Below are 12003 nucleotides of genomic sequence, written 5' to 3' on the forward strand. Positions count from 1 at the left end.
CCGGGCGGCGTTCCTGCGCAGCACCCCGGCCATCGTCGCCGGCTGGGCCACCGGCGGCCTGTACCTCTCGCTCGGCGCGCCGCTCATCGGCGAGCTGGGCGGCGAGAGCCACCTGGCCCAGGGCCTGGTCGTCAGCGTGCTCACCGGCGGTGGCGCCCTGGCCGCCTTCCTGCTGCGCTCGCGGACGCCGCGCACCCTCACGCTCTACGGCACGACCGCGCTCGCCGTGGGCACCGTGCTGACCCTGGCCACGCTCGCCGCGCACAGCCTGGGCTGGTTCGTCGCCGCGGTCGCGGTCGCGGCCACCGGGTTCGGCACCGCGTTCATGGGCGTCATGCGCTCGGTGACCCCGACCGTCGGGCCGGCCGAGCGCGGCGAGCTGTTCGCGTCGGTGTTCGTCCTCAGCTACGTCGCGTTCGGCCTGCCCGCGGTCGCCGCCGGGTTCGCCGTCCCGCACCTCGGGCTCGAGACGACGGCGTACGTGTACGGCGGCGCCATCACCGTGCTGGCGGCGACGGCGGCGCTGCTGCGCCGGTTCGGGACGACCGAGTAGCGACTACTCGTCGTCCTCGAGCCGGAAGCCGAGCTTCATCGTCACCTGGTAGTGCGACACCTCGGTGTCGACGATCTGGCCGCGGATGCCGACGACCTCGAACCAGTCCAGGTGGCGCAGGGTCTGCCCGGCGCGCTTGATGCCGTTCTGCACGGCCTCGGTCACGCCCTCGGGGGACGTGCCGACGATCTCGGTGACTCGGTAGGTGCGATCGCTCATGCGCCCCATCATGCCGTGCGGAGGCCCGGCGTACGCTGGCAGCATGGAACGCAGCCGGGGCCGTCGTCACGACGAGGTCCAGTCGATCACCACCGCGAGCGTGCCCCACACCGAGGAGCTCGACGGACGCATGAAGCGCTACGCGCTGTCCATGGGCATCCGCTCGGTCTGCTTCGTGCTCGCGGTGCTCGCGGCCACCTGGCTGGACTGGCTGCTCGTCGCCCTGCTGCTCATGGTCGCCGCCATCGTGCTGCCCTACGTCGCGGTCGTCATGGCCAACGCCGGCGTGCGGCGCAAGGGGGCCGGCCCGAGCCCGTTCGGTCCCGAGGACCGGCCCCAGATCGAGGGACCGCGTGCCTGAGCCGCTGACCTGCTCGGCCAAGGGGTGCGCCGCGCCGGCCTCCGTCGGCCTGCAGTGGAACAACCCCAAGATCCACACGCCGGACCGGCGCAAGGTCTGGATGGCGTGCCCCGACCACGCCGACTCGCTCCAGGGCTTCCTCGACGCCCGCGGGTTCTGGCGCGAGACCGTGCCGGCCGACGAGGCCGAGGCCCGCTAGCCCGACCTCACTCGCTTCCGGACGGCTCGGAGGACGCATCTTCCTGCGTTCGGGTCGCTGGGACGACCACGACGCCGGAAGATCCGTACCGGCCCGTCCCGGTCTTCCTGCGTTCGGGTCGCCGGGGCAGCCAGGACGCAGGAGGATGCGTCACGAGGCAGCGCGGGCCAGGAGCGCGGCTAGCCGCCGATGGCCGACATGGGCCGCGCCGGTTGCAGGAAGGCCGGGTCGTCGATGCCGTGGCCGGGCCGCTTGGTCGCCATCGCCGCCACCCACCGCTCGGCCAGCTCCTCGTCCGACGCTCCCCCGCGCAGCGCGGCGCGCAGGTCGGACTCCTCGCGGGCGAACAGGCAGTTGCGCACCTGGCCGTCGGCGGTGAGCCGCACCCGGTTGCAGTCGCCGCAGAACGGACGCGTGACCGAGCCGATGATGCCCACGGTGTGCGGACCGTCGTCGACCAGGAACTTCTCGGCCGGCGCCGAGCCACGGCCGTCCAGCGGGGTGAGCCGGACGTGCTCGCCGAGCATCGCCAGGGTCTCGTCGGCGGTGACCATGCCGGTGCGGGTCCAGCCGTGCTGGGCGTCCAGCGGCATCTGCTCGATGAAGCGCAGCTCGTAGTCGTGCTTCATGCACCAGCGCAGCAGGTCGGGCGCCTCGTGCTCGTTGACGTCGCGCAGCAGCACGGCGTTGACCTTCACCGGACGCAGCCCCGCGTCCTTGGCCGCGGCCAGCCCGTCCAGGACGTCGTGCAGCCGGTCGCGGCGGGTGATGCGCGCGAACGTGGCCGGGTCGGTCGTGTCCAGGCTGACGTTGACCCGGTCGAGCCCGGCCGCGGCCAGTGCCTTCGCGGTGTGCTTGAGCCCGAGGGCGTTGGTCGTGATGGCCGTGCGCGGCGAGCCGGGCAGCGCCTTGGTGGCCGCGACGATGCCGGGCAGGCCCTTGCGCAGCAGCGGCTCGCCGCCGGTGAAGCGGACGTCGGTGACCCCGAGCCGGGTGACCGCGATCGCGATGAGCCGGTTCAGCTCGTCGTCGGTCAGCGTCTCGTCGGCCGGCATCCAGTCCAGGCCCTCGGCCGGCATGCAGTACTGGCAGCGCAGGTTGCAGCGGTCGGTGAGGGACACGCGCAGGTCCGTCGCGACACGTCCGTGGAGGTCCCCGAGCTGCATGCCCTCACCCTACGGCCCGAGCCTGAGCAGCACCCGTCCGCGCACGGACCCGCGGCGTCCGTCCTTGCCTGGACGGCCTAGGGTCGAGACGTGGCGCGCACCTTTCTCCGCTGGACCCTCGCGGTCGTCGTCGTGGCGTTCCTGGCCTGGGCCTGCTGGGCGCTGGGCCAGTGGCAGTGGAACAAGCACGACCGCATCGACGCCGACTCGGCCCGCATCCAGCACTACCTGGCCGAGCCGCCCGTCCCGCTGGACTCGCTCGTGCGCCCCGGCGACACGGTCGCGAAGGACGAGGAGTGGCGTCCGGTCACCGTCACCGGCACCTACGACACGTCCAAGCAGGTGACGGTCCGGTTCACCACCCGCGACAAGCAGCCCGGCGTCGACGTCGTGACGCCGCTGGTGACCGCCGACGGCACGGCGGTGCTGGTCAACCGGGGCTGGATCCAGGTGCCGAACAACGACGTCGACAGCATCGACGTGCCCGAGCCGCCGAGCGGCGAGGTGACGATCACCGCCTGGCTGCGCCCCGACACCGGGGCCGAGGGCAACGCGATCGCGGTGCAGGACGCCCAGGTCCGGGCCGTCTCCAGCCGCGTCCTGGCCGACTACACCGGCTACACGCTCTACCCGGGCTTTTTGGAGCTGCAGGAGCAGGACCCGGCCCCCGCCGAGTCGCTCGCACCCGAGCCCGCGCCCGAGGAGTCGTCGGCGCAGAACTTCTTCTACGCCTGGCAGTGGTGGTTCTTCGGCGTGCTCGGCCTGACCGGCGCGGTCTACTTCGGCCGTCAGTCGGTCCTGGAGCGCCGCGAGCGGCGCGCCGCCCGTCGGGCCGCGGACGCCGACGAGCGTCAGGCCAGCGAGACCAGCTCGGCGTAGGAGTCGCTCCACAGGTCCTCGTCGCCGTCGGGCAGCAGCAGCACCCGGTCCGGCTCGAGCGCCCGCACCGCGCCCTCGTCGTGCGAGACGAGCACGATCGCGCCCTCGTAGGTGCGGATGGCGCGCAGCACCTCCTCGCGCGACGCGGGGTCCAGGTTGTTGGTGGGCTCGTCGAGCAGCAGCACGTTCGCGCTGGACACGATGAGGCTGGCCAGCGCCAGACGCGTCTTCTCGCCGCCGGACAGCACGCCGGCGGGCTTGGACGTGTCGTCGCCGCTGAACAGGAACGACCCCAGCACGCTGCGCGCCTCGGTGTCGGTGAGCTGCGGCGCGCTGGCCTGCATGTTCTCCAGCACCGTGCGGCTCGTGTCGAGCGTCTCGTGCTCCTGCGCGAAGTAGCCGATCTTCAGCCCGTGGCCGGGGATGACGTCGCCGGTGTCGGGCGCGAGCGTGCCGGCGAGCATCCGCAGCAGCGTCGTCTTGCCCGCGCCGTTGAGGCCGAGGATGACCACGCGGCTGCCCCGGTCGATGGCCAGGTCGACGCCGGCGAAGATCTCCAGCGCGCCGTACGACTTCGACAGCCCCTCGGCCATGAGCGGCGTCTTGCCGCACGGGGCCGGCTTGGGGAACGCGATGTTGGCGACCTTGTCGCTCTGACGCTCGTCCTCGAGGCCGGCCATGAGCTGCTCGGCGCGGCGCAGCATCTGCTGGGCAGCCGAGGCCTTGCTCGCCTTGGCCCGCATCTTGTTGCCCTGGGCGGTGAGCCGCTCGGCGGTCTTCGTCGCGATCTCGCGCTCGCGGCGGCGGCGCTGCTCGTCGGCCTGACGCTGCTTGAGGTAGGCCTTCCAGCCCATGTTGTAGATGTCGATCGTGGCCCGGTTGGCGTCCAGGTACAGGACCTTGTTGACCGTCTCCTCGATGAGGTCGACGTCGTGGCTGATGATGACCAGGCCGCCGGAGAAGCCCTGCAGGAAGCCGCGCAGCCAGTTGATCGAGTCCGCGTCCAGGTGGTTGGTGGGCTCGTCCAGCAGCAGCGTGTCGGCGTCGGAGAACAGGATGCGGGCCAGCTCGATGCGCCGGCGCTGGCCGCCCGACAGCGTCGAGAGCGGCTGCTCCATGATCCGGTCGGGCAGACCGAGGTTCGTGGCGATGGTGACCGCCTCGGACTCCGCCGCGTACCCGCCCCCGGCGGAGAACTCGGCCTCGGCGTTGGCGTAGCTGCGCATCGCCTTGGCGGCGATGTCGGGGTCGGGCGAGCCCATGTCGAGCTCGGCCTTGCGCATGCGGACGAGGGCGTCGTCCAGGCCGCGGGCGCCCAGGATGCGGTCGCGCGCGGTGGTCGACAGGTCGCCGGACTTGGGGTCCTGGGGCAGGTAGCCGATCTTGCCGGTGCTGGTGATCGAGCCGGCCGCGGGCTGGCCGTCGCCGGACAGCATGCGGGTCAGGGTGGTCTTGCCGGCGCCGTTGCGGCCGACGAGGCCGACCTTGTCGCCCTTGTCGACACGGAACGAGACGTCGGACATGAGGACGCGCGCGCCGAAGCGCAGCTCCACTCCGGAGACGGTGAGCATGAGGAACCTTCAGTGAGCGTGGATGGCGAGGACGAGGAGGCGAGCGGGGGCTCGCACGTCACTCCAGCCGGATGATGTCCACCGGCCCAGTCTACGGGTCGGGGCGCGGTGTGTCGTCGTGCGTCGTGTCACCCTGCCGGCGACGCGACGCGACCTCCCCCGGCGAGGCCGGAGGAGGTCGCAGCGGTCGAGCGGTGGCTCAGACGTTGAAGCCGAGGGCGCGCAGCATCTCGCGGCCGTCGTCGGTGATCTTGTCCGGGCCCCACGGCGGCATCCAGACCCACTCGATCCGGAAGTCGTTGACGATGCCGTCGAGCGCCGAGCGCGTCTGGTCCTCGATGACGTCGGTCAGCGGGCAGGCCGCGGACGTGAGGGTCATCGACAGCACGGCGTTGCTGTGCTCGTCGACGTCGACGCCGTAGACCAGGCCGAGGTCGACGACGTTGATGCCCAGCTCGGGGTCGACGACGTCCTTCATCGCCTCGGTGACGTCGTCGGCGGTCGTGGCGCCGGCCGGCGCGGTGTCGACCTCGGGCAGGTCGGTGTGCTGCTCGGTCATGCGTCCTCCTTGTCGGTGACGGCCTGCGCAACCGCGTCCTTCCAGGCCATCCAGGCCAGCAGGGCGCACTTCACGCGGGCCGGGAACTGGGCGACGCCGGCGAACGCGACGCCGTCCTCCAGCACGTCCTCGTCGGGCTCGACCTTGCCCTTGCCCTGCATCAGCTCGGTGAACGAGCCCAGCACGGTCATTCCCTCCTCGACGCTGTGCCCGACGACGAGGTCGTTGAGCACGGACGCGGAGGCCTGGCTGATCGAGCACCCCTGGGCGGCGTACGAGACGTCGGTGACGGTGTCGCCGTCCAGGTGGACCCGCAGCGTGATCTCGTCGCCGCAGGTCGGGTTGACGTGGTGCACCTCGGTGTCGAACCCGTCGCGCAGGCCCGCCCCGTGGGGCTTCTTGTAGTGGTCCAGGATGATCTCCTGGTACAGCGCGTCGACGTCCATGGTCACGCTCCGAAGTACTTCTGGGTGTGCAGCAGGCCGTCCACGAGGGCGTCGACCTCCTGCTCGGTCGTGTAGAGGTAGAACGAGGCCCGCGACGTGGACTGCACGCCGAAGCAGGCGTGCGCCGGCTTGGCGCAGTGGTTGCCCGCGCGCACCGCGATGCCCCGGCTGTCGAGCAGCTGGGCCACGTCGTGCGGGTGGACGCCCTCGAGCGAGAAGCTGATCGCTCCCCCGCGGTCGACCGCCTCGGTCGGGCCGACGATCCGCAGGCCGTCGATCTCCTGCAGCCGGCCCAGCGCGTAGGCGGTGATCGCGTGCTCGTGGGCCGCGACGTTCTCCATGCCGAGCGCCGACAGGTAGTCGACGGCGGCGCCCAGGCCCACGGCCTGCGCGATCGGCGGGGTGCCGGCCTCGAAGCGGGCCGGCGGCGGGGCGTACGTCGTGCGCTCCATCGTGACCGTCTCGATCATCTCGCCACCGCCCAGGAAGGGCGGCAGCTCGGCGAGCAGGTCGTAGCGCCCCCACAGCACGCCGATGCCGGTCGGGCCGAGCATCTTGTGCCCGGTGAACGCGACGAAGTCGGCGCCGAGGGTGCTGACGTCGACCGGCAGCTGCGGCACTGCCTGCGACGCGTCGACCACCACGAGGGCGCCGACGGAGCGGGCCTTGGCGATGATGGTCGCCAGCGGGCTGACCGAGCCGAGCATGTTCGAGACCCACGCGACCGAGACGACCTTCGTGCGCTCGGTGATGAGGGCGTCGATGTCGGCCAGGTCGAGCCGGCCCTCGGGCGTGAGCCCGAACCAGCGCAGCGTCGCGCGCGTGCGCTGGCACAGCTGCTGCCACGGGACGATGTTGGAGTGGTGCTCCAGCTCGGTGATGACCACCTCGTCGCCGGCACCCACGCGTCCGGCGTCGCCGAGCACGCGGGCCACGAGGTTGAGCGCCTCGGAGGCGTTCTTGGTGAAGACCACCTCGTCGCGGCTCGGCGCGCCGATGAACGCGGCCACCTTGTCGCGCGCGCCCTCGAACGCCTCGGTGGCCTCCGCGCCGATCTGGTGCATCGCGCGGGCCACGTTGGCGTTGTGCAGCCGGTAGTGCTCCTCGACCGCGGCGATCACGCTCGCCGGCTTCTGCGAGGTGTTCGCGCTGTCGAGGTAGACCAGGGGCAGGTCGCCGGCGAGCCGGCGCGCCAGGACGGGGAAGTCCCGGCGCACCCGCTCGACGTCGTAGCCGGTCACCTCGGCGGTCGTCATCGCGTCGCCGCCGCAGCCTTCACGTACTTGTCGTAGCCGTTGGCCTCGAGCTGGTCGGCCAGCTCGCGGCCGCCGCTCTCGGCGACCTTGCCGGCGACGAAGACGTGGACGTGGTCGGGCTTGATGTACTGCAGGATGCGCGTGTAGTGCGTGATCAGCAGGACGCCGCGGTCACCTCGGTCGTGGTAGCGGTTGACGCCGTCGGAGACGACGCGCAGGGCGTCGATGTCCAGGCCGGAGTCGGTCTCGTCCAGCAGCGCGAACTTCGGGTCGAGCAGGTCCAGCTGGGCGATCTCGTGGCGCTTCTTCTCGCCGCCGGAGAAGCCCTCGTTGACGCTGCGCTGGGCGAACGTCGCGTCCAGGTCGACCTGCTCCAGGGCGGTGTTGACGTCCTTGACCCACGTGCGCAGCTTGGGGGCCTCGCCGTCGATGGCCGTCTTGGCGGTGCGCAGGAAGTTGGCGACCGAGACGCCCGGGATCTCGACCGGGTACTGCATCGCCAGGAACAGGCCCGCGCGGGCGCGCTCGTCGACGCTCATCTCGAGGATGTTCTCGCCGTCCAGCAGCACCTCGCCGCCGGTGACGGTGTACTTCGGGTGACCGGCGATCGTGTACGCCAGCGTCGACTTGCCCGAGCCGTTCGGGCCCATGATCGCGTGGATCTCGCCCGAGCGGACGGTGAGGTCGACGCCGCGCAGGATCTCCTTCGCGCCGTCCTCGGTCTCGACCGAGACGTGCAGGTCCTTGATCTCAAGGGTGGCCATGTGCGTTCAGCTCCTGTTCGCGGAGAGATCCACCCAGACGGTGTCTCCCTCGATCTTCGTGGGGTAGGTCGGTACGGGTTCGGTGGCGGGCAGGTTCAGCGCCTCGCCGGTGCGGACGTCGAAGCGCGAGCCGTGCAGGTAGCACTCGATCTGGCAGCCCTCGACGTCACCGTCGGACAGCGGCACCTGCGCGTGCGAGCACCAGTCGGAGATGGCGTAGACGTTCTCGCCGTCGCGCACGAGCGCCACGTCGACGTCGTCGATGATCAGGCCCAGGGCCTTGCCCTCGACGACGTCGTCGAGCTTCGCGGCCTCGACGAACGTCACGCGATGCTCCCGACGGTCGCCGCGAGCTCGCGCTCGACGGCCTCGACGAGGCGCGACTCCAGCTCCGGCACGCCGATGCGGCGGATGATGTCGTTGAAGAAGCCGTGCACGACGAGGCGACGAGCGTCGTCCTCGGGGATGCCGCGGCTCATCAGGTAGAACAGGTGCTGGTCGTCGAAGCGTCCGGTCGTGGACGCGTGACCGGCGCCGGCGATGTCGCCGGTCTCGATCTCCAGGTTCGGCACCGAGTCGGCCTTCGCGCCGTCGGTGAGCACCAGGTTGTCGTTCTGCTCGAACGTCTCGATGCCCTCGGCGATCTTGCGGATCAGCACGTTGCCGATCCAGACCGTGTGGGCGCCGTCGCCCTGTAGCGCACCCTTGTACTCGACGTTGCTGCGCGTCTTGGGCGCGGTGTGGTCGGCGAACAGGCGGTGCTCGATGTGCTGGCCGGCGTCGGCGAAGTAGATGCCGAGCAGGTCGACGTCGCCGCCGGTGCCCTGGTAGTCGGCCGACGTGCTGGCCCGCACGACGTCGCCGCCGAGCGTGACCGCGACGTGCTTGAGGTGCGCGTCGCGCCCGATGCGGGCGTGCTGCGTGGCGACGTGGACGGCGTCGTCGGCCCAGTCCTGGATCGTCACGAAGGTCAGGTCGGCGCCGTCCTCGAGGACGACCTCGATGTTCTCGGTCCAGGTGGCCGAGCCCTCGTAGACCACGACGACGGTGGCGCGGCTGAACCGGCCGGCGCGCACCAGCAGGTGGCCGGCGCCCGCCGGGGCGACGCCCTGGCCGGTCAGCGTGATGGTGACCGGCTCGTCGACGACGGCGTCGGGCAGCCCGTAGCGGGCGGCGAGGTCGTCGTAGTAGTTGCGCGGCACCGGCAGGAACGACATGCCGGCCTCCCGGGCCCGGCGGGCCACCGCGACCACGTCGTCGCAGGCGAACGCGACGTGCTGGGCGTAGTCGGCCGAGCCGGACGGGGCGACGTTCAGCGGGATGCGCACGGAGCCGTCGGGCGTCCGCATCACCTGGCTGCGCACGAGTCCCTGCGGACCGGCGACCTCGGTGCCCGACCCGGCGTCCAGGCCGAGGACGGACGTGTAGAACAGCACGGCCTCGTCGAAGTCCGCCCACGGCTGGGCCAGGTTCACGTGGTCGACCCGCGTGACCGCGCTCGGCCCGACCTCGTCGCCACCCTCGAACTCGGCCACCCACGCCGGCTCGCCGTCGGTGGCCTCGCCGAGGAAGACCCCGGTGCCGTCGGGGGCACCGAACGCCTGCAGCGGCACCTCGGACGCGTACGTGCGCCGGTGCACGGCCGGGGCCATGAGCACGTGCGCGCGCTCGGCCGTCGCCGCGGGGTCGGCGCCGCGAGCCGCACCGCGGCGAGGTGCGGGCGCTCGTCGCGGGCCTGCTGCTCGTTGAGCACGACCCGCGCGTCGCCGGCCGACCACAGCCGCACCGGCTTGGTGCGGTGCCGGCCACGGAAGGTGAAGCCGAGCTGGCCGAGCAGGACCTCGACGTCCGTCGTGTCCTCGGCCTTCACCTCGACGAAGTCGTAGCCCTGCGGGGCGGACGCCGGCGGCAGCCGGTCGAGGTCGTCGCGGCCCTCGACCAGGCGTCCGGCCGCGTCCTCGAGCCAGACCAGCGAGCGGAGGGCGTGCCGGGCGGTGCGCCGGACGTCGGTCTGGCGGAACGTGTCGTTGAAGACCTCCAGCGACAACGGCCCGGTGTACCCGGCGCGCAGCACGTGGGCGAGGAAGCCGGCCAGGTCGAACGAGCCCTCCCCCGGGAACAGCCGGTGGTGGCGCGACCACGACAGGACGTCCATCGACAGCGCGGGCGCGTCGGCGAGCTGGAGGAAGAAGATCTTGTCGCCGGGGATCTTCTCGATCTCGGCCGGGTCGTGCCCGCGCGACAGGATGTGGAAGGAGTCCAGGCAGACCCCGACGCGGGGGTGGTCGGCCAGCTCGACGATGCGCCACGCGCGCCGGTAGTCGTCGACGAACCGGCCCCAGGCCAGCGCCTCGAACGCGATGCGGACGTCGTACCGCTCGGCCAGGTCGCCGAGCCGACGCAGCTGGGCGGCGCTCACCTCGTCGGAGTCGACGGTCGCCGTCGCCACGTTCGAGCAAACCAGCACGGTGTCCATGCCGAGCCGGTTCATGAGCGCGAACTTGGCCTCGGCGCGGCGCAGGTTGTCCTCGAGCAGCTCGTCCGTGACGCCCTCGAAGTCGCGAAACGGCTGGTACAGGTCGAGCGTCAGCCCGAGCCGGTCGGCCAGGGCGCGGACCTCCTCGGGCGAGTGGTCGCTGGCGACCAGGTCGGGCTCGAAGACCTCGATGCCGTCGAACCCGGCGTCCGCGCAGGCGTGCATCTTGTCGACGAGGCTGCCGCTGAGGCAGACCGTGGCCACCGAGGTGCGCATGCCGACTCCTTCCGTCCGGACCAATGTACGGTCTGGTTCGTTCGTTGTCAGCCACGATCGGCTCCGCCGCCGGCCGGCGACCACTAGGCTCGGGGCGTGACCGAGACCAGGCCCGAGCGTCAGCGCGACGCCGAGCGCACCCGCGCCGAGCTGCTCCGCGTCGCCACCGAGGTCTTCGCCCAGGACGGCTACTCCGGTGCCCGGGTCGACGAGATCGCCGAGCGCACCAGCACGACGAAGCGGATGATCTACTACTACTTCGGCGGCAAGGAGGGCCTGTACCGCGCGGTCCTCGAGGACGCCTACCTGGGCATCCGGCGCGCCGAGCAGGAGCTGCACGTCGGCGACCTGGAGCCGGTGGACGCGGTGCGCCGCCTGGCCGAGCTCACCTACGACCACCACAACGCGAACCCCGCGTTCATCCGCCTGGTGTCGATCGAGAACATCCACCACGGCGGCTTCATGCGCCAGATCGACTCGCTGCGCGAGCTGGGCAACCCGGCCGTCGCGCTGCTCGACGACCTGCTGGCGCGCGGTCGCGAGGCCGGGGTGTTCCGCGCCGACGTCGACGCGGTCGACGTCCACCTGGTGATCAGCGCGTACTGCGTGTTCCAGGTGGCCAACCAGCACACGTTCGGCCACCTGTTCGGCCGCGACCTGCAGGCGCCGCACGAGCGCGACCACCTGCGCTCGATGATCGGCGAGGTCGTCGTCTCCTGGCTCACCGCCGGCACCCGCGCCTGACCCGCTCTCCGACTCCCCACTTGACACGTCCTGCGACGGGCGTGATCTACTTCACGAACGTACCAGTTAGTTCATTACTCGGAGCGCTCATGTCTCACCCGTTCCTCGTCGGCCTCATCGGCGCCGGCGTCGGACCGTCCCTCACTCCTCCGCTGCACATGGCAGAGGCCAAGGCCCTCGGCCTGGACTACGTGTACCGGACGATCGACCTGCCGACCCTGGGCCTGCCCGCCGAGGCCGTCGGCGACCTGCTCGTGCAGGGCCGCCGGCTCGGGTACGACGCGTTCAACGTCACCCACCCGTGCAAGCAGCTGGTGCTCCCGAACCTCGACGAGGTCGACCCCCGCGCCGCTGCGCTGGGCGCGGTCAACACCGTGCTGCTGCGCGACGGACGGGCGATCGGGCACAACACCGACGTGACCGGCTTCGCGACCGCGTTCACCACCGGCCTGCCCGGCGCGTCCACCGAGGACGTCGTGCTGCTCGGCGCCGGCGGTGCCGGCAGTGCGTCGCGACGCGCTGCTCGGGCTCGGC

General features: G+C 71.6%; 13 protein-coding genes and 3 pseudogenes. 6 read left to right on the forward strand and 10 right to left on the reverse strand.

Annotation, left to right across the window (positions count from 1 at the left end; all coding sequences use genetic code 11):
- Positions 1-553 (forward strand): annotated as a pseudogene (locus AC2W7G_RS03335) (MFS transporter); the annotation flags it as partial.
- Positions 554-556: 3 nt separating this feature from the next.
- Here AC2W7G_RS03335 and AC2W7G_RS03340 read toward each other — a convergent pair.
- Complete coding sequence (locus AC2W7G_RS03340) at positions 557-772, reverse strand: dodecin (protein ID WP_019145643.1); 216 nt, start codon at positions 770-772, stop codon at positions 557-559.
- Positions 773-815: 43 nt separating this feature from the next.
- Here AC2W7G_RS03340 and AC2W7G_RS03345 point away from each other — a divergent pair, with 43 nt between their 5' ends.
- Together AC2W7G_RS03345 and AC2W7G_RS03350 are read left to right on the forward strand one after the other, a co-directional pair.
- Positions 816-1133, forward strand: coding sequence for a DUF3099 domain-containing protein (locus AC2W7G_RS03345; protein ID WP_485867191.1), 318 nt, complete (start codon positions 816-818; stop codon positions 1131-1133).
- Positions 1126-1332 carry an acetone carboxylase gene (locus AC2W7G_RS03350; RefSeq protein WP_485867192.1) on the forward strand — a complete coding sequence of 69 codons (207 nt, stop codon included), beginning with the start codon at positions 1126-1128 and terminating at the stop codon, positions 1330-1332. The genes AC2W7G_RS03345 and AC2W7G_RS03350 overlap by 8 nt, the downstream gene beginning before the upstream one ends.
- 179 nt (positions 1333-1511) lie before the next feature.
- On the opposite strand, the gene moaA is transcribed toward AC2W7G_RS03350, so the two are convergent.
- On the reverse strand, positions 1512-2498 hold the full coding sequence (moaA, locus tag AC2W7G_RS03355) for a GTP 3',8-cyclase MoaA (protein ID WP_485867193.1): 987 nt from the start codon (positions 2496-2498) through the stop codon (positions 1512-1514).
- A gap of 90 nt (positions 2499-2588) precedes the next feature.
- Between moaA and AC2W7G_RS03360 the strand changes: the two genes are divergently transcribed.
- Positions 2589-3377, forward strand: coding sequence for an SURF1 family cytochrome oxidase biogenesis protein (locus tag AC2W7G_RS03360; RefSeq protein ID WP_485867194.1), 789 nt, complete (start codon positions 2589-2591; stop codon positions 3375-3377).
- Here AC2W7G_RS03360 and AC2W7G_RS03365 read toward each other — a convergent pair.
- The 8 genes and pseudogenes from AC2W7G_RS03365 to AC2W7G_RS03400 form a co-directional block, all read right to left on the reverse strand.
- Positions 3350-4948 (reverse strand): ABC-F family ATP-binding cassette domain-containing protein, encoded by a 1599-nt coding sequence (locus AC2W7G_RS03365; protein WP_485867195.1) that lies wholly within the window; start codon positions 4946-4948, stop codon positions 3350-3352. The genes AC2W7G_RS03360 and AC2W7G_RS03365 overlap by 28 nt on opposite strands.
- Before the next feature lie 199 nt (positions 4949-5147).
- Positions 5148-5507, reverse strand: coding sequence for a metal-sulfur cluster assembly factor (locus AC2W7G_RS03370; RefSeq protein ID WP_485867196.1), 360 nt, complete (start codon positions 5505-5507; stop codon positions 5148-5150).
- Positions 5504-5953, reverse strand: a complete 450-nt coding sequence (gene sufU, locus AC2W7G_RS03375; protein WP_485867197.1) for a Fe-S cluster assembly sulfur transfer protein SufU — start codon at positions 5951-5953, stop codon at positions 5504-5506. The genes AC2W7G_RS03370 and sufU overlap by 4 nt, the downstream gene beginning before the upstream one ends.
- A gap of 2 nt (positions 5954-5955) precedes the next feature.
- On the reverse strand, positions 5956-7209 hold the full coding sequence (locus AC2W7G_RS03380; RefSeq protein WP_485867198.1) for a cysteine desulfurase: 1254 nt from the start codon (positions 7207-7209) through the stop codon (positions 5956-5958).
- A complete protein-coding gene (gene sufC, locus AC2W7G_RS03385) occupies positions 7206-7973 on the reverse strand; it encodes a Fe-S cluster assembly ATPase SufC (protein WP_485867199.1) in 768 nt (255 codons plus the stop codon). Before sufC ends, AC2W7G_RS03380 begins: the two co-directional genes overlap by 4 nt.
- A 6-nt stretch (positions 7974-7979) precedes the next feature.
- A complete protein-coding gene (locus AC2W7G_RS03390) occupies positions 7980-8300 on the reverse strand; it encodes a Rieske (2Fe-2S) protein (RefSeq protein WP_485867200.1) in 321 nt (106 codons plus the stop codon).
- Positions 8297-9586: a Fe-S cluster assembly protein SufD gene (sufD, locus tag AC2W7G_RS03395; RefSeq protein WP_485867201.1), complete on the reverse strand. Its 1290-nt coding sequence runs from the start codon at positions 9584-9586 to the stop codon at positions 8297-8299. The genes AC2W7G_RS03390 and sufD overlap by 4 nt, the downstream gene beginning before the upstream one ends.
- 182 nt (positions 9587-9768) lie before the next feature.
- A pseudogene (locus AC2W7G_RS03400) lies at positions 9769-10725 on the reverse strand (sugar phosphate isomerase/epimerase family protein); the annotation flags it as partial.
- A 96-nt stretch (positions 10726-10821) separates the two neighbouring features.
- Here AC2W7G_RS03400 and AC2W7G_RS03405 point away from each other — a divergent pair.
- Entirely contained in the window at positions 10822-11469 is a 648-nt protein-coding gene (locus AC2W7G_RS03405) for a TetR/AcrR family transcriptional regulator (protein ID WP_485867202.1), read from the forward strand.
- Positions 11470-11558: 89 nt separating this feature from the next.
- A pseudogene (locus AC2W7G_RS03410) lies at positions 11559-12003 on the forward strand (shikimate dehydrogenase); the annotation flags it as partial.

The organism is Aeromicrobium sp. PFPM2_SD2 (genome assembly GCF_057364525.1).